Here is a 20,320-nt window from a genome sequence, read left to right as displayed (position 1 = left end):
CGCGCCCGGCGGCGTCCCGCTGCGCGCATGGGATGCGACGGCGGATGGGGCGCCGTCAGGCCTCCCGCCGCCGCCGCGTGCAGGCCGGTGCCGCCTCATTCCAGCATCAGCCGGTAGCCCGTGCCGCGCACCACGACGATCCTCAATTCGGTCGACGCATGCGCCAGCTTCTGACGCAGGCGCGAGATCTGCGTTTCCAGCGAATTGACGTTGACCATCCGGTCATAGCCGTAGACGCGCGCCTCCAGCGTCTGCCGGGTCACCAGCGCACCCGGCCGCCGCATCAGCTCGGCCAGCACCAGCGCCTCGGTCCGGCGCAGCACGAAAGGTTCTTCGTCGATGAAGAAGCCGGTCGCCTCCACATCGTAGGAGAGCGGACCGTAGCGCCGCACCTCCGGCGCCATCGGCATGATCCGGCGCAACGCATTGCGGATCCGCGCCAGCAGTTCGCGCGGCTCGAACGGCTTGGCGATATAATCGACCGCGCCGGATTCCAGCCCCGCGACCGTGTCGTCGACCCCGGCCAGCGCGGTGAGCAGCATGAACCGCTGCGGCCGTTTGTGCTGCCGGGCCTCCGCGATCAGCACGCTGCCCTCGCCGTCCGGCAGCATGCGGTCGAGCACGACGAGGTCGAAGGCGTTGGTCGCCAACGCTTCGCGCGCCATCTCCAGGCTGTCGGCCAGGTCGACCACATAGCCGTTGCGGCGCAGATAGGCGGCCAGCGTCTCCGCCACCTCCATGTCGTCCTCGACGATCAGCAGCCGCATTCCGATCCCGCCCCTCTTGCCCCTCTTAGGAGCAAAGTATCAGAAGGTGCATGCTTCTTACATCATCGGCATGCCGTCCCGCGAAGGGACGGCACGCCGATGCCGCGCCACGGCGCCCGGTCAGAAGCCCAACTGCACCTGCAACGCCAGCGTCCGTCCCGCCACGTCGTAACGGGCAGTATCATAGGGCAGATTCTCGACGACGGTGAACGGCGCCCTCGCCTTCAGGATGTTGCGCCCGGAGAATTGCACGCTGAGGTTGTTGCGCACCGCCCAATTGACGCTGAGGTCGACCGTGGTCAGCGGCGACACGCGGGTGATGAGGTCGGGGTTGTCGACCCGGCCCGCGTTGAGGCTGGTCAGATAGTCGTTCCGGTAGGACGGCGTGTGATAGACGAACAGGCTGGTGGTGAACCGGCCCACGTTCCACAACAGCGAACCGTTCAGCTTGTAGCGGTCCGGACCCAGGATCGTCCCGACATCGTCGATCACCGACGATGAACTGAGGCCGAAATGCTCGGCATGCAGGTTGCGCACCAGCACCGCCCGCGGCTCGAACGAGCCGATCGTCGTGTAGAACAGATAGGAGGCCTCGAACGTCAGCGATTCGAAGGTGCTGCCCGCGACATTGAACGGAAACTGCCGCCCCTCGATGATCCGGCCGCTGGCGTCGCGCGGGTAGAATAACGGCAGGCGATAGATCTCGGTCTCGTTCATCAGGCGGGATAGATAGCGCAGGTCGGCGATCTGGTTCCTGATTTGATTGCGATTGTAGGTCAGCGCGAGATTCAGCCCACCGAGCGGCCCCGACGGATGCCAGACCGCGCTGTAGATCCATTGGGTGGACGTTTCGGGCTTCAGATCGGGATTCGGCGCAAGGCGCAAGGGCACGGCGTAGGACCCGTTCGGATTGCACTGGCTGGTGCAGGTATACAGCGGATCGCCGGAGATCGCAGTGAGACCGATCACCGATCCCCCCGGGTTGAACAATCGCGTCGGCGGCGGCGCCTTGAAACCGGTCGTGAACTTGGCGCGCAAATCCAGATTGTCCACCGGCGACCACAGGACCCCGGCCGAAGGCGTGACCCGCGTGAACCGGTTGGTTGCGAGGATCGGCTTGCCGCCTTGGTCGATCGGCACGTCGTCGACCGTCCCGATCGGGCCGGTGACCGATGTGGAATCCCGGCGCGCCGCTGCGGTGAGCTCCAGCCGATGGAGCAGCGGCAGGGTGAAAGCGCCGCCGAAGATCGGCATCGTCACTTCGGCGAACAGTGCGTAACGGTCCGGCGATGCGCTCAGCCCGCGCAGCGTGGATACGTTGCTGTACCGGGTACTGGTGTGCACATATTCGCCACCCAGGGCGTAGCGGATCGATCCCGCCGGCAGCTTGAACGCGCGACCGGTCACATGCGCCTCGAAATCGTGCAGGATTGAGCCGAGCGAATCCTGGCCACCGGACGGCACGAACAGGAAATCGGTGACGCTGCTGCCGCCGCCGCTGGCGGTCGACTTGAAGGGGTTGAAGGCGACGGCGGGATCGCTGCTGCTCAGCGCGAGACACTGCCGGTCGATCGCGGCGCGATAGGCGGCAAGCTGGCTTGCCGGTATCAGCCCGTTGTCCAGCGCGAAGTCCGAGCAGCGAAAGCCGTTCGGCGCCCTCGGATCGGCGGCGAAGATGACCGGGCTGCTCAAGGTGCTGCCGCTGCCCGTCGTCCGGCTGGACGAGGCGGTGTAGCTTAGTTCGACCCGCAGCGACTTCGACGGATCGTAGCGCAGGCCGGTGCTCGCGCTCCACGTCGTCGTGACGTTCGTGATACGCCCGGGCCCGACCGTCCCCGCCGCCAGCTCCGCCGCCGGATAGTAATAGACCGTCGTGGTCGGCGTCGACGGGTCGAAATACCCGGCAGGGAACGGATTGTAATATTGCCCCGGCGCCAGCGTGAGCGACAGCCCGTCCAGCGACGTATTCAGCTGCGTGTTCGTTGCCCGCGTGATCAGGCCGGTGGCGAACACGGAGAGCGTGTCGGTGATCTTCTGGTCGACATTCAACGTTCCGCTGATCGTGTCGGTGAACGGGCCGGCATATTCGGGTACATAGTCGCGCGCGCTGTCCAGGCCGACGGTCACGAAATCGCCGATGCCCGGCCGCCCCTGGAAGCCGGTCGGGACGGTCAACCCGGTTTCCGGCTGCAGCAACTCTCCGGTGTCCGGATCGTAGACCGCGGGCTGGATGATGACCGCCGGTTGCCGCCCGGTCGCCAGGTTCCGCTTGTCATACAGCGGGTTGCCGCCGAACAGTGGCGCGTAATTGTTGGTGACATACCCCGTCTTGGCATTCACGATCGGATCCTGGCGGGTGTAGTCCACCGTCGCCGACACGTTGCCGCTGCGCCAGCCATAGCCCGAATAGCCGCTCAGGCGGGTGACGTTGGCGCCGCCGCTCGACAGCAGCCGCTGCGCCGACACGGTGGTGCCGACGTAGTTGCTCTTCAGTATGAAGTTGATGACGCCGCCCAGCGCGTCCGCGCCATAGATCGCCGCTTGGCCGCCGAGGCTGATCTCGACCCGTTCGATCGCGGCCAGCGGGATGCCGTTCAGGTTGACGAAGCCGCTCTCGATCCCGGCTGCCGCCGCCATGCGCCGCCCGTTGACCAGCACCAGCGTGTTTCCCGCGCCGACGCCGCCCAGATTGGCTGCCGATACGCCCAGTGCCCCGACCCCGGATACCAGCGGAAGCCGGTTCTGATCGACGAGCGGTCCCTTTTGCGTCCGGTTGTTGGTGATCGCGCCGATCGTCGACAGGTTCTGCGGCAGCGTGCGGATCAGCTCGGCGACGCTGGTGACGCCCTTGGCCTTGATCTCCTCGGCGGTGATGACGGTCAGCCGCGTCGTGGGGTCGCCGCCTTCCAATCGGCTGCCGGTCACCGTGATGTCGGCGTCCGGATCGGCATTGGCGTGACGGTCCGCCGCCGCCGCGATCTCGCCGGGTGACAAGGGCCTGCTTTTGACCGGCTTGGACTTCGACTGCGCCTCCGGCGGCGAGGGACCGTCCTGCGCCTGCGGCCCTTCTTGCGCCTGTGCCTGTGCTGCGCACGCCAATGCCGAACCAGCGGCAAGCACCACGAATTTGAAAGCGATTCGCTTCATGATCAGACCCTCCCTTTTCGGTCGGGTTCGCCGGCGATCCTCAATGCAGCCGCTCTATAGATGTTTGCGCCGCACCGGAAACCCGCCGCCTTCCCTACGCGAATGTTGTCCCCGAGCGTCTGGCTATGCCGCTAAGCTTGCACGAAACTGGCCGCATCGCAAAACCGGCGCGATATGTCGGGCCGCCAATCAATGATACATTGTAACCGAAATCGCCGTGGGGGAACGGCTGTCTGCAAGGCTGATGCAAGCTTGCCGTGGTTGATGGCACCGATCAGCCGCCATCACTGGAGCGACCGTCGTGAAGCCCATCCTGCCTGTTGCCGCAGCGCTGCTGCTGACCGCGTCCACGCTCGCCATGGGGACACCTCGTGCGCGACGGGATACGGCGCCGGCGACGCCCCCCGCCCGCGGCGTCACGTCGGCCTTCTCCACAGCCCCCGGCTCGTCCCCCGGCTCTCCGTCGCGGATCACGGTGCCATACTCTAAATTCACCCTGCCCAACGGGCTGACGACTCTGGTCTATACCGACCACACGGTACCCACGGTGTTCGTCGGCGTCTGGTACCGTACCGGGTCGAAGGACGAGCCGCCCGGCAAGAGCGGTTTCGCCCATCTGTTCGAACATCTGATGTTTCAGCAGACCGCGAACCGCAAGGAGAAGTTCATCCCGGCCATGGAACGTGCCGGCGCGACCGGTCTGAACGGCAGCACCACCGCCGACTATACCAATTACTATGAAACCGTGCCCACCAACGCCCTCGACATGGCGTTGTGGATGGAATCGGATCGGATGGGCTATCTGGCCGGCGGCATCACCCAGGCCGCGCTCGACGAGCAGCGCGGCGTGGTACAGAACGAGAAGCGGCAGCGGGAATCGCCCGCCGCGGAAGAGGCGCAGAATCGCTTTCTGTCGAGCTATTATCCCGCCGGCCATCCCTATGCCCACACCACGATCGGCTCCATGCAGGATCTGGAGGCGGCATCGCTCGCCGACGTGCGGCAGTGGTTCACCGACCATTATGGCGCGTCCAACGCGGTGCTGGTGCTGGCGGGCGACGTCGATCTCGCCACCGCCAAGGCGAAGGTGACGCGATATTTCGGCGGGCTTCGTGCGGGCAAGGCGTTCAGCCGGCCGGTGGAATGGGTGCCGTCCTTCGGCGCGGTGCGCAAGGACGTACTCTACGTCCCGGACGCGACGACCCGCCTTACGCGAACCTGGCCGGTGTCGAACCAGGACCTGCGCAGCGTCACCCTGCTGCTGCTCGCGGCGCGGACGATGACCGCCACTCCGGACGCGCCGCTGACCCGGGCGTTGGTCGGCGAGGGCAAGGTCGCGACCGCAGTCGATGCGCAACTCGACACCGCGCAGCTCGACAGCCGTTTCACCATCAGGATGGACCTTCGTCCTGGCGTGACGCCGGCACAAGGGGATGCCGCGCTTGATCGTGCGCTCGCCGCCTTCTTCCGCACCGGTCCGACGCCGGACGGGTTGGCCTCGATCCGCATCGGTACCGATACCGCCGTCCTGCGGGCGCTCGACAGCAACGCGGATGTCGCCAATTTCCTGATGGATGGCGAAATCGACCATGGCGATCCCGAATTCTTCCTCAAACAACGCACCCAAGCCTCCTCCGCGACGCCTGCGGAAGTCGCAGAGACGGTGAACCGCTGGCTGAACCGGCCCTATCACCAGCAGGTGCAACTGCCTTCTCCTCCGCTAGTGACGGCGCAGGTGGACATAGACCGCTCCCAGATTCCCGCCCCCGGTCCGCTCAAAACGGCGATCAACCTGCCCGCGATCATCGAGATGCAGCTCGCTAACGGGTTGAAGCTCGTCGTCGCCCAGCGGCCACGGCTACCCATTGTCGACGTGACGATGCAGTTCGCCACCGGTAGGAACGCAGACAGTCACTACGCTCCCGGCGCGGCGGCCGCCGCCTTCGCGCTGATGCGAGGCGGCACTCCGAACCTGAGCGCTGCGGTGATCGCCGATCGAAGCTGGCGGCTCGACATTCCGCTCACTCCGGCGGCGGGTGAGGAGAGCAGCAGCTTCCGCTGGAGTGCCGCGCCGGATCGGCTAGCCGACTCTTTTGCGCTGGCGTCTGAGATGATCCGACATGCGAGCTACCCCGCGCCGCTGGTCGCCGAAGCGGCGGCCAGCACCAGGCGGGCGCTGAGTACGCCGCAGGATCCAGCAGCTCGCGCCGGACGACTGCTAAGCCATGCCATCTATGGCGACGGCGATCCGCGCGGCCGACTTGCCCAGCCGGAGGATTACCGAGCGCTGAGCCGCGATGCCGTGATCCGCTTTCGCGATGCTGAGATCGGCCCGTCGGACGCGACGCTGCTAATGGCTGGCGACGTGTCACCAGCCCAGGCGAAGGCGCTGGCGGAGCGCTATTTCGGCGACTGGCAGCCCAACACGCCCGCTGCTGCCGCGTCGTTATCGACCGTCAAGGCCGCCCAGCCCCGCATCGTCCTGGTCGATGCGCCGGGTGCGGCGCAGAGCAGCATATCGGTGGGTAACCTCGTGCCGCCGTTCGACAAGGACGAAAATGCAGCCGAGACCCTTGCTAATGCGGTGCTCGCCGACGGGTCGAATGGCCGGCTCAACATGGACTTGCGGGAGGACAAGGGCTGGACTTACGGATTCGGCGGCGGGGTAGACGATCTGCCGGCCGGCCAACGCCTGTTCGTCGCGGGCGGCGCAATCCAGACCGACAAGACCGCCGCCGCTATGGCGGCGATCCATTCCCAGATCGCCGGTTATCTGTCCTCCCGCCCGATCACCGAGGAGGAATTCCACAATAGTCGCAACACCGCCATCCGCTCGATCCCGCTGCAGTTGACCGGTGGTCCGGCGCTGCTCGGCGCGATGGCGAGCGCGGCGGAGTACGGCCTTCCCTATGCCCGGATCGCGGGCGGTGCGGATCGGCTGGCTGGCGTGACGCTGAACCAGGCGCGCGCCGCCGCGCAGCGGCTTTACAAGCCCGATCAATTGGTATGGGTTGTCGTCGGCGATCTCAAGGCGATCGAGCCGGGCATCCGCGCGCTTGGCCTAGCGCCGGTCGAAGTCTGGGACGCGAATGGCAAGCGACTACGCTGACGCGAGCTAGGCCGCGTCTGCATTTAGCGCAGCCAGATCGTGGCGCACGCGAGATGAACGAAGCCCATGAAGGCGGTGATGGTTTTCTCGTAGCGCAGGGCGATGCGCCGGAAACGCTTGAGCTTGTTGAAGAAGCATTCGACCTGATGACGTTCCTTGTAGAGGCGCCAATCGATGGGAGGTTTGGTGGTTCGGCTTGCATTGGCCTTGATCCGCGCGGTGGCGCCGAGGTCGTCGGCGATGAAGGTGCGTGGGGGATCGGCGTCATAAGCGGCATCGGCGATGACGTGGCCGACGCCCTTCAAGCCCACCAGCAACGTCTCGGCCTCGGGACGATCGCCGCGTTGGCCGGGCGTCGGATGGATGCGGATCGGCAGGCCGATGGCATCGACGGCTGCATGCAGTTTGGTCCCCGGATCAAGTCCGGGGCAGGCTGGCCACCGCGAGATCGCCCGATCGCGGCAGCTTCAGCCCCCCTTTTGCGCCTGCCGCATCGGCATGGACTTTCGAGATGGTGCTGTCGATGAGGACGTACTCGAAGTCCGGTGTATCGGCCAGGCTATGGAAAAGTCGTTCCCATACACCGGCATGCGACCAGCGCCGGAACCGGGCATGCACCCTGTCCATTTGCCGAAAACCTCCGGCAGATCGCGCCAGCGCGCCGCATTGCCAGCCATCCACAGGATCGCGTCCACGAACAGCCGGTTGTCCACGCCGCTGCGGCCGCGTGTTCCCTCGCGGCCAGGGAGATAACCCGCGATCCGCTCCCATTGCTCGTCCGTCAGCGTGCGTCTGCTCAAGATCTGGCTCCTTCGCCAGCCTTGAATCAGAACTCACCTCGATTGGGAATCCTTTAAATGTAGACGCCGCCTAGTGCTTAGCGCATGCGTCCCGCCTGTTTATGTGGCAGATGTTGCCGCTGGCAACCCATCTGATCCACTCGGTGATGATGGCAATGAGCGCGATGGTGGCAAGGTACTTGCTTGCGTTGCGGTCATAGCGGGCGGCGATGCCACGCTAATTCTTGAGCCGGCCTCTGCGACAGTTCCATTGCCAGCAGGGAAGAGCCCAAGCTCTTCCCGTGGCAGTCGAGGTTCAGCGTTCGCGTGACCCCGCCCTGCAGAGCGTCGAAAAGCACGAACTTGATAGCGAACATCTTTGGCACCAGAAAGCGTTCAACCCGGCTAGGCGCAATGTCCGAGAAGAAGGTGGCTATCCGCTCGGTCGTCAGGGTCGCACAAAGCCAATCATAGTCTGACCGTGCATATGGGAAGATCGAGATATCGGAAATGTTACCTTTGTCACCGGTGCGCGCGTGGGCAACATCGTGGAGAAGCATGGTCAGACCCTCAGATAGGTGACAGACGTCGCGATCGCGTCGCGCGGAACGAGCGTCGAGGCGATGGCGACGACTTCGTGGGCAGCGGTTGTCGCGCCGCCGCCACCTGCGGGCCCGTTCAGCCACAGCGCTTCGACCTCATGCCCGATCTTGCGGGCGCTCTTCCGGTCGGGCGTGCGGCACGCGACGCGGATGCGGACCTCGTTCGGGACTGCCGTCGGTTTGATCGCACCGCCGCGGGCGACGGCATCGACGCCGATCAATTCGAAGCGACCTTCTTCGACCGGAACCTGCATATCGGTAAGCCGCTGGCGGACCATTTCCAGTGCGCAGCGGCCCCGCGCGACGGCGTTCGGACCGCAATAGGACATCTGCCCCTCGCCGATGAAGCCGTCGACGTACCCGACCGACACCTTGACGGACGCGGGTCGCGGGCGTCCGGCGGCGCCCGTCACCCGTACGCGGTCCGGCCCCACCTCCTCGAACTCTACCGCGCTGAAATCGACGACACAGTCGGCGGTCGGGTAGTTGCTCGGATCGTGCACTTCGTAGAGCGTCTGCTCCTTCAGCATCTCGATTCGCACAGCGCCTCCGGTTCCCGGTATCTTGGTCACCACGAAGGCGCCGTCCTCCTCGACTTCGGCGATCGGAAAGCCGATCCGGGCGGGGTCGGGCACGTCCTTGAAGCCCGGATCGACGAAATAGCCTCCGGTCGCATGCGCCCCGCATTCGAGCAGATGGCCGACGTGCGCACCCTTGGCGATCGTCGACCAGTCTGCCGGACTCCAGCCGAATTCGTGGATCAAGGGCGCAAGATAGAGCGAAGGATCGGCAATCCGTCCGGTGATGACGATGTGCGCGCCCGCGCCGAGCGCCTCCACGACCGCCTCGCTTCCGAGATAGGCATTGGCGGAGATCGGCGCCGATGTCACCGACCTGACTGGCGCATCCTTCTCCATCAGGGGATAGTCGTGCGTCAGGATGAGATCGAGCACGTCGTCGCCGGTGACAACGCCGATCGTAAGCCCCGTGATGTTCAACCGACGCGCGATTTCGGCAACCTTGTGCCCCGCCGCAATCGGATTTGCCGCGCCCATGTTCGTCACGATCCGGATGCCGCGGCGGTGACAGGCTGGAAGACAGGCCTCGAATCGCTCCTCGAGCCATTCGTTGTAGCCCAGTTCAGGATCCTGCCGCTTTCGGTCTTGCGAGAGGGCGATGGTACGTTCGGCCAGGCATTCGAACACGAGGTAGTGAATATCGCCACGCTCCGCGAGGTCACGCGCCGGCGGGATGCGGTCACCGGCGAAACCAGCACCCGATCCGATTTTGATCACTTTGCTCAAGCTCGTTGCTCCCCGCCTGGGCCGCCGGTCGACGAGCGCAGTAGGAATTGCTGGCTGCTGCTTTCCGACGCTTTATGCAGGCGACATTAGCAGCTGGAGCAACTTTATCAATCTAACTTATCTATCATCCTGTTTTGATACCAAAAGGAGATAGCGTTCCCGAGCGCCCTGGCCGCGGGCGTCATGTATCGCCGAGACAGGTGCGCCAGGCCGACCTGACGGCGCGGTACGAGGCCGGCGAGCGGCAGCGAGGCAAGGCCAAAGCCTTCGAGCATTGGCAAAGCCGAGGCGGGTAGCACCGTCACGCCGTGTCCGGCCGCAAGCAACGCCCCCATCGTCGAGAGCTGACTGCACTCGTACAGCGGCGTGATATCGAGTCGGCTTGCCGCAAATGCGCCGTCGGTCATCGCGCGAACGCTGCTGTCCGCGGTCATCGCGAGGAATGGCTGGGCCGCCAGCCATGCCCAATCCACCGTCAGCCGGTCGGCAGGGCGTCGCGCCGGTGCGCACGCCATCACACATGGATCATCGAACAGGGGCGCGAAGGTGAAGAGATCGGTGTCGTCTGGCGGCGTCGTGAACGCGAGATCCACGGTACGGTCGCGGAGTTGTCGGTACAATTCTCCGGCGACGCGATCACGGATCGTCACGGCGACGTGCGGGTAATCGCGATGGAACCGGTCCAGGATCTGGGGAAGAGCCGACGCGGCGAAGGAGGGAAGCGCCCCCAGGACCACCACGCCGCCCGTTCCCTTGAACATCTCCGTCAGCCCGTCGAACGCATCGTCGTAGTCGCCGATCAGACGCGTCGCGACAGGCAGCAGCAACTCGCCCGCCGCCGTGAGCGTTACCGTTCGTGTCGTGCGGACAAATAGCTTCTCGTCGAGACCTTCTTCCAAGAGGCGGATGGTGCGGCTGAGAGCCGGCTGCGTTATGCCGGCCGTCGCCGCGGTGTCGCTGAAGCTCAGCGTGCGCGCAAGATCGACGAACAGGCGTAGGGAGGCGAGGCTTGGCCGGGACATGCCCCGCTCATAGCGCCCCTTCGGAAGACTGCGAAGCGATCCCCTCGCCTCCGGCTAGAACCGGGAAGCGTGGCGCGGTGGCCAGCAGCGTGACGGCGACCAGGATCAGCAACGCTCCTCCATAGAGTGGCGCTGTGTAACCGCCGCTGACGTTGACGAGATAGGCCACCATCAAGGGGCTGAACGCCGTCCCGAGTGCAAAGGACGAGTATAGCAGGCCATACGTCCGCCCATAGGCCATCAGCCCGAAATAGCGCGCGGTCAGATAGCCGACGAGATCGACCTCCGCACCCAGCGCGAATCCGACGGCTATTGCGGCCGCCGGCGCTGCCACGGGGCCGAACCATGCCAGCGCGACGAGCCCGGCTGCGCTGGCGGTAAGCGACACGGCAGCCAGGCGTGGAGCGAAGACATAGTCGGCGAGGAAGCCGATGATGAGGCGTCCTGCGATGATGGCCATCCCCAGGCGCGCCTGAATCAGTGCCGCAGCGGCGGGGTTCATACCGTCTTCGCGCAGCAACGGGACGAGGTGAAGGACGAAGCCGCCGATGCCGAGGGCAAGGACGAAGAACGTCAGGGCAAGCCGTCGGACGATTCGATCCGCAGCAAGCGTTCGAAACGCCGGCACCTGGGGCTTGGCGGATGGGGGACGTTCGGCGACCGGTTGGCAACGGGCGCCGATGGACAGCAGAATGAGTACGATGGGCGCCAAGCCAGCCACAACGGCGGAGAGGGCGAAATAGGCTGTGCGCCAGCCGTGATGTACGATGATGTCGGTGAGGAAGGGCGGCGCCAACGCCGCCGAGAAGCCCGTGCCTGCCATGGCGATGCCGAGCGCCAGACCGCGGGCATTGCAAAAGCGCTCGTTGATGAAGCGGGTGTAGCCGATCGGGGTGGACGGCGATCCCAGACCCGCCATGATCACGATGAGGGCGATATAGGCCCAGAAGGCACCTTGCATCAGTCCGAACCCGGCGAATGCACCTGCCATCGCCAGCATGCCGACCAATGCGGGGATGCGCACGCCGAATCGGTCGATGACCGCGCCCGCCAGCGGCGCGACGAAGACGGTCGTCATCGGTATCGCGAAGGCCGCGAGCGATACCTGGCCGAGTGACCAGCCGAATTGCTCCCGGAGCGGCACCGCGAACACGCCGGCCGTATAGAAAGGCAGCGCCGCTGCGCCGCTCGCTACGCCAAGTGTGGCACCGACCAACGTCGGCCAACCCCGTACCATCTCGTCACGTGCCGCCGCCGCGTCTTTCGACCACCGCATCCTCGCCTCCCTTGATCTTTCGACGTTGACTAATCACATGTTGTTATCTATTCAACCTAATTAATAATAATGAAGATGGAGGGGAACGATGAAGCTCTGGGCATGCCTGGGAACGGGGATTGCACTTGTGCTCGCGGTGCCGGCGGATGCGCAGGAGACGGGTGCCGGAACCACGCCGCCGCGAGCAACCGACCCCGCCTCCGCATCCGCGCCGGATGCAGGCGACATCGTCGTCACCGCGCAGCGCCGCTCCGAGCGGCTGCAGGACGTGCCGATCGCGATCACCGCGCTCGACAGCCGCGCCTTCGTCAATTCCGGCGCGAAGACCCTGTCCGATATCCAGGGCATCGCGCCCGGCATCTACATCTCGCAAAGTACGGGTTATGCGAGCGCACCCATCTCTATCCGCGGTACGGCGGGTTCCAACACCTTCTTCGTCGACGACCCTGTCGCGGTCTACGTCAACGGCATCTACCAGTCCTCGGGTGCGTTCAGCGGCACCTCGCTGGTCGACGTCGGAAGCCTGGAGATCGTGCGCGGCCCGCAGGGCACCCTGCAGGGCCGCAACGCCACCGCCGGAGCGGTCCTTATCACGACGCCCGACCCCGGTCATGTCGTCGCCGGCTACGGCCGCCTGACCTTTGCCGATCCGACCGAGGTTCGTGCCGAAGGTGCGATCAACCTGCCATTCACCAGCCGCATCGCCACACGCCTGGCCGTGGGCTATTACGACGATCGCGGCTGGGCAACGAATACCTTCAACGGTAAGCGCATCGGTGGCGGTCGTGGCTTCACCGCCCGCGCGACGACGAAGTGGGAGCCGAGCGACGCGCTCGAGATCCGGTTCATCGCCGGGCACACCTACACGCTCGTTCAACCGGCGCTGACACGCTATGCCGCGACGCCGGCGAATCCGAACCCTGCCGGAGCACTGATCCCTGCCGGGACTGCGACCCCGGGTGTTCCACTCAGCGCGGCGCAGCTTCATGCGATCCTGGATGACAACCTGTTCGCGCTGAACAGGCCGACGTTCACGCGCATTACCGATGACAATGCGGTTCTGAACGCAACGCTGCATCTCGGCGGTGTCGATCTGATATCGCTGACCGGCTATGACTCGATTTCCAGCGTAGGCCAGTCGGACTCGGACGGTTTCGCGAATACGGCCCGGGAAGGATTCAACGCCGGCTCGCTGCCTGCAAAGGTGTTCAGCCAGGAGGTCCGCCTGCAGTCTGCCGATAGTGGCAGCCGGCTGTCTTGGATTGTCGGCGGTTACTATTCCAGTGCCATCCAGCGCATGAACTTCAACATCTACAACTTCCAGCTCACCGTTCCTACGCGTCTAGATACGCGCTACGTTGCTTATCAGGATGGCCGTTCGTTCGCTGGTTTCGCCGACGCGACCTTCCGTATCCTGCCGACCGTGTCGGTCATCGGCGGCGTCCGCTACACGCGGGAGACGAAGGACTTCACGCTGAACGCGCCGACCACAAATGTCGTCACGGGGGCGTTGTCCGGTACGCCAATCGTCTACAACCCCGATCAGGCTGTGTTCGACAATGTATCCTGGCGGGCGAAGCTGATCTACCAGCCGAGTCGCGATCTGCTCGTCTACGGCGGCTACAGCACCGGATTCAAATCGGGCGGGTTCAATGCGTTCGGCAACGATCCTGCCTTCAAGCCGGAAAAGCTGAATTCCGCGGAGATCGGCGCGAAGCTCGACCTGATCGATCACCGGCTGTCGCTGGCACTGGCGGCATATACCAACCTCTACAGTGACCTCCAGGTTCGCGTAGGCGTACCGACCGGCGGCGTTGCGATCACCAATGCCGCCAGTTCGCGCATCAAGGGATTGGAGGCCGAGGCGACGCTTCACCCCGTGAACGACCTGACGCTTACCGGCAACGTCAGCTATACGCATGGGCGGTACTCCAGCTTCCCGGGTGCGCGCAATCTGCTGAACCAGGGACCGATCGACGCTTCGGGGAACAGTCTCGTACGATCGCCGGACTGGCAGTTTTACCTGCAGTCGAGCTACGCGCCCCAGGTGACAGCGAACAAGAAGGCCTTGGTCGAAGTGTCGTACCGCTATCGGAGCCGCATCTACCTGTATCAGACGGACCAATTGTCCTCCACGATCCAGGGCGTGCCACTGGGCGAGCTCGGTGCCCGTATCGGGGTTACGGATCAGCCCTCGCAGGTCTCGCTGACCCTGTACGGGACGAATCTCACCAATGCACGTTCGGTTGCGGGTGGCAGCATTACCTTCTCCTACCCGCAGGTGAGCTTCAATCGGCCTCGCACCATCGGCCTGCAACTCGAAAAGAAGTTCTGATGTCAGAGGAACCCGCATGGCGCGCAAGCTGATAGATTTGTCGGTCTCGATCCGCGAAGGCATCGAAAGCGATCCGCCGTCCTCGGCTCCAAGGATCGCCTACACGCGCCATGACGATTCGGTCCGGAACGTCGCGTCGTTCTTCCCTGGCCTGACGCGACAGGACCTCCCCGATGGCCAGGGTTGGGCGGTCGAGCGGCTCGACGTCAGTTCGCACAATGGCACGCACATGGACGCGCCATGGCATTATCACAGCTATCAGGACGCGGCGCTGCCCGGAGGGCCGCGCCCGTCCCTGACCATCGACGAAGTGCCACTGGAATGGTGCTGGGGGCGCGGCGTGAAGCTCGACTTCCGCCATCTGCCGGATGGGCATGTCGTGTCGGAGACGGACGTCGAGGCTGAACTCGCGCGGATCGGACACGACCTGCAACCGCTCGACATCCTCGTGGTCAACACGGCGGCAGGTGCCCTCTACGGCAAACCGGGATATCTCGACGCCGGCTGCGGGATGGGACGCGAGGCGACGCTGTGGCTGACCTCGCGCGGCGTCCGCGTCGTCGGAACGGACGCCTGGTCGTGGGACGCCCCGTTCAGCTTTACCGCCGGACGGTGGGAGCGGGATCACGATCCCTCGATCATCTGGGAAGGACATAAGGCGGGTCGCGATATAGGCTACTGCCAGATGGAGAAGCTGCACGGCCTCGATCAGCTGCCCTCGACCGGTTTCGAAATCCTGTGTTTCCCGGTGAAGATCCACAAGGCGAGCGCCGGCTGGTGCCGCGTAGTGGCGGTGCTTGATGATTGAGGTGACGACGCTCAACGAAACTCACGACCCCGCACGGCAGAGCTGGGTCGACGGCGCGGATGCGGAGGACGGCGACTTCCCGCTCCAGAACCTGCCTTTCGGTGTGTTCGACGACGGGAACGGCCCGCGCGGTGGCGTCGCGATCGGCGATCGGATCGTCGACCTGCGCGCGCTGATCGCCTCGGGCGCGCTCGCCGGCGTTGCCGCCGGTGCCCAGCATGCGGCGATCGCGGGATCGGATACTGACCTGGGGTTGCTGCTCGAATGCGAGCCGGCGGACGTATCGGCGCTTCGGAAAGTGCTGTCGCGCCTCCTGTCGACGGATTGCCCGGTTGCCGACCGTCCACACGCGGCGCTGGTTCCGATGACCGCCGCACGTCTATCCATGCCGCTGCGCCCCCGCAGCTTCAGCGATGCTATGCTGTCGATCCACCATATCGCACGGGCGACGCAGCGCCGCGACGGAAAGGCGACCGTGCCTCCGGCGTTCCGTCACCTGCCGATCGCCTATGCCAGCCGTGCCAGCACCGTGCAGGAAAGCGGTCTGCCCGTTCATCGGCCGTCCGGACAATGGCAGGACCAAGACGGCAGCATCCGCTTCGGTCCAAGCCGGGCGCTCGACTTCGAACTGGAATTGGGCGTTCTCATCGCCCGCGGCAATCCGGACAGGCGGCCGATCCCGATCGATCGGGCGCGCGATCATATCTTCGGCCTGTGCCTGCTGAACGACTGGTCGGCCCGCGACATCCAGCGTTGGGAAAGCAACCCGCTGGGACCGTTTCTCGGCAAGAGCTTCGCGACGGGCATCTCACCCTGGATCGTCACGATGGAAGCGCTGGCGCCGTTCGCGCTGGCGCCCGAGGCACGCGGCGCCGGTGATCCGGCATTGCTGCCCTACCTTTACGATGCCGAGGACCAGCGCACCGGCGCCTACGCCATCGCTCTGCAAGCCCATTTGCATAGCGCCGCGATGCGCGCGGCCGGTCTGCCCGAACAGCGGATCGTCGCGACCTCGTTCACCGAAGTCTATTGGACGATGGCGCAACTGATTGCGCATCACAGCAGTAACGGTTGCCTGATCGAAGCCGGTGACCTGATTGGCAGCGGCACCTGTTCCGGACGGGCCGCGACCGCCGCGGCGTGTTTCGCCGAGATCACCGGCGGCTCCGAGCCGCTGCCGCTGTCGAGCGGCGAGAGCCGGCTGTGGCTCGAAGATGGCGACGACGTGATCTTCAGGGCGCGCGCCGAGCGCGACGGCTTCGTGCCGATCGGCTTTGGCGAATATCGCGCACGCCTGCTGCCCCCTCTTCCGATGCACTGAGGCTCCGACACAATGAACAAGCTACGATCTGATGCGGCAGCGGCGCTCGACGGCCTGCTCCACGACGGCATGACGATCTGCGCCGGCGGTTTCGGCCTGTGCGGCATCCCCGAACGGCTGATCGACGCCATCCAGGCCTCCGGCGTCAAGGACCTCAACATCGCCACAATGCCGGCATCGACGGCGAAGGGCTCGGCAAGCTGCTGCGCACCCGTCAGGTCAGGAAGATGATCTCCAGCTACGTCGGCGAGAACAAGGAGTTCGAGCGCCAGTATCTGTCCGGCGAGCTGGAGGTGGAATTCTGCCCGCAGGGCACGCTCGCCGAACGCTGCCGGGCCGGCGGCGCGGGCATCCCCGGCTTCTATACCAGGACCGGCGTCGGCACGCTGGTGGCGGAGGGCAAGGAGGTGAAGAGCTTCGACGGCGAGGATTACATCCTCGAACGCGGCATCCGCGCCGACCTCTCGATCATCAAGGGGTGGAAGGCGGACGAGAGCGGCAACCTGATCTTCCGCAAGACCGCGCGCAACTTCAACCAGCCGATGGCGACCGCAGGGCGCATCTGCGTCGCCGAGGTGGAAGAGGTGGTGCCGGTCGGCAGCCTCGATCCCGATCACATCCACCTGCCCGGCATCTACGTGAAGCGCATGATCGTCGGCGCGCCCTACGACAAGAAGATCGAGTTCCGTACCATTCGCCAGAGGGAGGCCGCCTGATGCCCTGGGATCGCAATGGCATGGCAGCGCGTGCCGCGAAGGAATTGCGTGACGGTTACTATGTCAATCTCGGTATCGGCATCCCGACGCTGGTCGCCAACCACCTTCCGGCGGCGATGACGGTAACGTTGCAGTCGGAAAACGGGATGCTCGGCATCGGACCGTTCCCGTATGAGGACGAGGTCGATCCCGACCTCATCAATGCCGGCAAGCAGACCGTATCGGCACGACCGGGCACCAGCTTCTTTTCGTCGGCAGACAGCTTCGCCATGATCCGTGGCGGTCATATCGACATGGCCATTCTGGGCGCCATGGAAGTGGCCGGCAATGGCGATCTCGCCAACTGGACCATTCCTCGCAAGATGGTCAAAGGCATGGGCGGCGCGATGGATCTCGTCGCGGGCGTGAAGCGCGTCGTCGTCGTCACGGACCATGTCAGCAAATCCGGCGCCCCGAAAATCGTCGAGCGTTGCTCTCTACCGCTGACCGGGGAGCGGTGCGTGGACCTCATCATCACGAATCTCGCCGTCTTCGCACGCGAACAGGCCGACCTGCGCCTTATCGAGCTAGCCCCCGACGTGTCGGCTGATGAGGTCCGCGCGAAGACATCGGCGATGTATGAAATAAGGCTTCAATAGTACTTACCCGGCGAATGCCGCATCGCTTGGTTCGGGTGTCGGATAGAGTACGCGATCTTCGCTCGGCTCAGCGGACACGGCGTTGGCCGGTCATGCGCTGCTCGGTTTGGTCATGTGTTAGATACCCGAGGGCCGAGTGCATGCGGTATCGCTTATAGTAGTCAACAGCCCCGGGTTTGCCGGAGGCGCTGGGTTGTGAGTTATGCCGCCATATCGATGTTGTCCGCGGCAGCATAATACAGCTCTTCGGCTTCGGCAGGCGGGATGTTGCCGATAGGTTCGAGCAGCCGGCGATGGTTGAACCAGTCCACCCACTCGAGGGTGGCGTATTCCACCGCCTCGAAGCTGCGCCACGGTCCACGCCGGTGGATCACCTCGGCTTTGTAGAGGCCGTTGATCGTCTCGGCCAAAGCATTGTCGTAACTGTCGCCGACGCTGCCCACCGATGGCTCGATCCCCGCTTCAGCGAGGCGCTCCGTGTACTTGATAGACACGTATTGCGACCCGCGGTCGCTATGGTGAACCAGGCCGCCACGATGAACCGGCCGGCGATTGTGTAGCGCCTGCTCGAGGGCATCCAGTACGAAGCTGGCATGCGCCGTCCTGCTGGCCCGCCAACCGACGATCCGGCGAGCATAGGTGTCGATGACGAAGGCCACGTAGACGAACCCCGCCCAGGTCGCGACGTAGAGCCTGCCCCGGCGAAGGCCGGGGTGAAGTCCGACACCCAGAGCATGTTCGGCGCTGGCGCGTAGAACCTGCGGTTGACGTGATCCAGCGGGCACGGCGCTGCCTTGTCGCTCATCGTCGTGCGAACCGGCTTGCCCCGGATCACGCCTTGTAGACCCATATCGCGCATCAGCCGCTCGATGGTGCAGCGGGCGACCGGGAAGCCCTCCCGCATCATCTGCCGCCAGACCTTGCGGACGCCGTAGACCGCGAAGTTCTCGGCGAACACGCGAGCCACCTCGGGCTTGAGAACCTGATCCCGCTGCGCCCGCGCCGACAGGCGCATTGGATCCTGCCGCTGCGCGACACGCTCGAAATACGTCGATGGGGCGATCGGCAAGACGCGGCAGATCGGCTCGACCCCATCGGCTTTACGGTGATCGTCGATGAAGGCGATCATCGCCGGAACGGGCGGTCGAGCTCCGCCTGGGCAAAATACGTGGACGCCTTGCGCAGGATCTCGTTGGCCTGTCGCAGTTCGCGGACTTCGCGTTCCAGCGCCTTCATCTTGTCGGCAACTTCGGTCGGGACGCCAGCGCGCTTGCCGCTGTTCACCTCCGCCTTCTTTACCCACTCATGCAGCGTCTGCGGAACGCAGCCGATCTTCTCGGCAATGGAAACCACCGCTGCCCATCGCGATGGGTGATCGCGCTCGTGATCCAGCACCATCCGTACCGCTCGCTCGCGGACCTCGGGTGCAAACTTGTTCGTCGTCTTGCTCGTCATAGCCCCTTCCTCTCAGGAGTTGGGGCCTCCGACAAACCCGGGGCGGTTCAGACAGCGAGAAGCGCGAACGCCGCTACAGGCTCCGCGACCCGTCGGGTGGGTGGAGGTCGCAGTCCCTGATTTGCGGATCATCGACGATACCCTGTTCGAGGCCGCGCGTGGCGAGATCGAGCGGCGCAAGCGCCCTGCAACGGCCTCATCGTCGATCGGCAGCAAGCGTGCAAAACATCTGCTGTCGGGTATCATCCGCTGCAGCTGCTGTGGGTCGAATTGTACGATCAGTGGGAAGGACTATTACCGTTGCGCCGGACAGAAGGAGCGTGGCACCTGCGGCAACACCGTGTCGGTTCGTAAGGAGCCGCTCGAGACGGCAACGCTCGCGATGCTCCAAACCCATTTACTGACTGAGGATCATGCCCGATTGTTCGTCCAGGAGTTCCGGCGCGAGGCGGCCAGGCTGGCCAGAGGTGACGGACACCGCAACGAGGCGGCCCACGCCCGCTTGCGCCAGCTCGAGGTCGAACTGGCCAATTTATACCAGAACCTGCTCGTTGGGATCGCCAGCCCCGCGCTGCAGACGATGATCAGGGAGCGCGAGGCTGAGAAGATACGCCTTGAAGCGCGCCTTCACGGCGCGACCGAAGTAAAGCCACGTGCAGACATCCTGCCCCACCCGGTCTTAGTCGACCAGTTCCGGCGCAAGGTGGCAGCCTTGCGCGCCTCCCTAGATGATGACGCGATCCGCCCAGAGGCATCAGCGGTGCTGGCAAGGCTAATTGAGAGCGTGACGATCTACCCGGATGGCGAAGATGGCCCCGAGGCCGAGGTGGTGGCGAAGGTTGCCGACCTCATCGCCTATGCCGCAAACGAAAACACCCGCCCGGGCGATGCCAAGGACGGGCGTTCTATACCAGTGGTTGCGGGGACAGGATTTGAACCTGTGACCTTCAGGTTATGAGCCTGACGAGCTACCGGGCTGCTCCACCCCGCGTCATGGTTTGTGCGTTACGGCGGCAAGCGTATGGGGCGTGCTGACGTACG

At 64.8% G+C, this 20,320-nt stretch carries 12 protein-coding genes, 1 tRNA gene, 3 pseudogenes and 1 other annotated feature; of the genes and pseudogenes, 7 read left to right on the top strand and 9 right to left on the bottom strand.

The genetic code is table 11. The annotated features are described in order from the left end of the window. Positions 1-95: 95 nt before the first annotated feature. Positions 96-767, bottom strand: coding sequence for a response regulator transcription factor (locus ACTZQ5_RS12275; RefSeq protein ID WP_443585471.1), 672 nt, complete (start codon positions 765-767; stop codon positions 96-98). 120 nt (positions 768-887) lie between these two features. After that, positions 888-3,914 carry a TonB-dependent receptor domain-containing protein gene (locus tag ACTZQ5_RS12270; protein WP_443585470.1) on the bottom strand — a complete coding sequence of 1,009 codons (3,027 nt, stop codon included), beginning with the start codon at positions 3,912-3,914 and terminating at the stop codon, positions 888-890. 301 nt (positions 3,915-4,215) lie between these two features. On the opposite strand from ACTZQ5_RS12270, the gene ACTZQ5_RS12265 reads away from it, so the two are divergent. Then, a complete protein-coding gene (locus tag ACTZQ5_RS12265) occupies positions 4,216-7,023 on the top strand; it encodes a M16 family metallopeptidase (protein ID WP_443585469.1) in 2,808 nt (935 codons plus the stop codon). A 23-nt stretch (positions 7,024-7,046) separates the two neighbouring features. Here the strand turns inward: ACTZQ5_RS12265 and ACTZQ5_RS12260 are convergent. From ACTZQ5_RS12260 to ACTZQ5_RS12240, 5 genes and pseudogenes are all read right to left on the bottom strand, one after another. Then, positions 7,047-7,823, bottom strand: a pseudogene (locus ACTZQ5_RS12260) (IS5 family transposase). A gap of 194 nt (positions 7,824-8,017) precedes the next feature. Then, positions 8,018-8,362, bottom strand: coding sequence for an AtuA-related protein (locus ACTZQ5_RS12255; RefSeq protein WP_443585468.1), 345 nt, complete (start codon positions 8,360-8,362; stop codon positions 8,018-8,020). 2 nt (positions 8,363-8,364) lie between these two features. Next, positions 8,365-9,699: an acyclic terpene utilization AtuA family protein gene (locus tag ACTZQ5_RS12250; RefSeq protein ID WP_443585551.1), complete on the bottom strand. Its 1,335-nt coding sequence runs from the start codon at positions 9,697-9,699 to the stop codon at positions 8,365-8,367. 116 nt (positions 9,700-9,815) lie between these two features. After that, on the bottom strand, positions 9,816-10,730 hold the full coding sequence (locus tag ACTZQ5_RS12245) for a LysR family transcriptional regulator (RefSeq protein WP_443585467.1): 915 nt from the start codon (positions 10,728-10,730) through the stop codon (positions 9,816-9,818). A 7-nt stretch (positions 10,731-10,737) separates the two neighbouring features. After that, on the bottom strand, positions 10,738-12,006 hold the full coding sequence (locus tag ACTZQ5_RS12240) for an MFS transporter (RefSeq protein ID WP_443585466.1): 1,269 nt from the start codon (positions 12,004-12,006) through the stop codon (positions 10,738-10,740). Between the two features lie 88 nt (positions 12,007-12,094). On the opposite strand from ACTZQ5_RS12240, the gene ACTZQ5_RS12235 reads away from it, so the two are divergent. The 5 genes and pseudogenes from ACTZQ5_RS12235 (at position 12,095) to ACTZQ5_RS12215 (ending at position 17,824) form a co-directional block, all read left to right on the top strand. After that, on the top strand, positions 12,095-14,341 hold the full coding sequence (locus ACTZQ5_RS12235; protein ID WP_443585465.1) for a TonB-dependent receptor: 2,247 nt from the start codon (positions 12,095-12,097) through the stop codon (positions 14,339-14,341). Positions 14,342-14,357: 16 nt separating this feature from the next. Continuing rightward, positions 14,358-15,149: a cyclase family protein gene (locus tag ACTZQ5_RS12230; protein ID WP_443585464.1), complete on the top strand. Its 792-nt coding sequence runs from the start codon at positions 14,358-14,360 to the stop codon at positions 15,147-15,149. Continuing rightward, on the top strand, positions 15,142-16,470 hold the full coding sequence (gene fahA, locus ACTZQ5_RS12225) for a fumarylacetoacetase (RefSeq protein WP_443585463.1): 1,329 nt from the start codon (positions 15,142-15,144) through the stop codon (positions 16,468-16,470). Before ACTZQ5_RS12230 ends, fahA begins: the two co-directional genes overlap by 8 nt. A gap of 12 nt (positions 16,471-16,482) precedes the next feature. Continuing rightward, positions 16,483-17,186: pseudogene (locus ACTZQ5_RS12220) on the top strand (CoA transferase subunit A). Next, on the top strand, positions 17,186-17,824 hold the full coding sequence (locus ACTZQ5_RS12215) for a 3-oxoacid CoA-transferase subunit B (protein ID WP_443585462.1): 639 nt from the start codon (positions 17,186-17,188) through the stop codon (positions 17,822-17,824). The pseudogene ACTZQ5_RS12220 and the gene ACTZQ5_RS12215 overlap by 1 nt, the downstream one beginning before the upstream one ends. A gap of 200 nt (positions 17,825-18,024) precedes the next feature. On the opposite strand, the pseudogene ACTZQ5_RS12210 reads toward ACTZQ5_RS12215, so the two are convergent. Continuing rightward, positions 18,025-19,279, bottom strand: a pseudogene (locus ACTZQ5_RS12210) (IS3 family transposase). Then, positions 18,879-18,995 (bottom strand) — a sequence feature (AL1L pseudoknot). (Overlaps the previous pseudogene by 117 nt.) A gap of 100 nt (positions 19,280-19,379) precedes the next feature. On the opposite strand from ACTZQ5_RS12210, the gene ACTZQ5_RS12205 reads away from it, so the two are divergent. Then, entirely contained in the window at positions 19,380-20,237 is an 858-nt protein-coding gene (locus ACTZQ5_RS12205; protein WP_443585550.1) for a recombinase zinc ribbon domain-containing protein, read from the top strand. On the opposite strand, the gene ACTZQ5_RS12200 is transcribed toward ACTZQ5_RS12205, so the two are convergent. Further along, a tRNA-Met gene (locus tag ACTZQ5_RS12200) sits at positions 20,194-20,270 on the bottom strand. The genes ACTZQ5_RS12205 and ACTZQ5_RS12200 overlap by 44 nt on opposite strands. Between the last annotated feature and the right edge of the window lie 50 nt (positions 20,271-20,320).

Origin of the sequence: Sphingomonas cellulosilytica, assembly GCF_052321755.1 — a bacterium.
GTDB lineage: Bacteria > Pseudomonadota > Alphaproteobacteria > Sphingomonadales > Sphingomonadaceae > Sphingomonas.
This window is presented reverse-complemented; position numbering and strand designations above follow the sequence as displayed.

Bases quoted from the DNA above. Each gene is read 5' to 3' on its own strand.
- ACTZQ5_RS12245 (WP_443585467.1), bottom strand. From the start codon at position 10,730: ATGTCCCGGCCAAGCCTCGCCTCCCTACGCCTGTTCGTCGATCTTGCG.
- ACTZQ5_RS12255 (WP_443585468.1), bottom strand. From the start codon at position 8,362: ATGCTTCTCCACGATGTTGCCCACGCGCGCACCGGTGACAAAGGTAAC.
- ACTZQ5_RS12230 (WP_443585464.1), top strand. From the start codon at position 14,358: ATGGCGCGCAAGCTGATAGATTTGTCGGTCTCGATCCGCGAAGGCATC.
- ACTZQ5_RS12235 (WP_443585465.1), top strand. From the start codon at position 12,095: ATGAAGCTCTGGGCATGCCTGGGAACGGGGATTGCACTTGTGCTCGCG.
- ACTZQ5_RS12215 (WP_443585462.1), top strand. From the start codon at position 17,186: ATGCCCTGGGATCGCAATGGCATGGCAGCGCGTGCCGCGAAGGAATTG.
- fahA (WP_443585463.1), top strand. From the start codon at position 15,142: ATGATTGAGGTGACGACGCTCAACGAAACTCACGACCCCGCACGGCAG.
- ACTZQ5_RS12275 (WP_443585471.1), bottom strand. From the start codon at position 767: ATGCGGCTGCTGATCGTCGAGGACGACATGGAGGTGGCGGAGACGCTG.
- ACTZQ5_RS12270 (WP_443585470.1), bottom strand. From the start codon at position 3,914: ATGAAGCGAATCGCTTTCAAATTCGTGGTGCTTGCCGCTGGTTCGGCA.
- ACTZQ5_RS12240 (WP_443585466.1), bottom strand. From the start codon at position 12,006: ATGCGGTGGTCGAAAGACGCGGCGGCGGCACGTGACGAGATGGTACGG.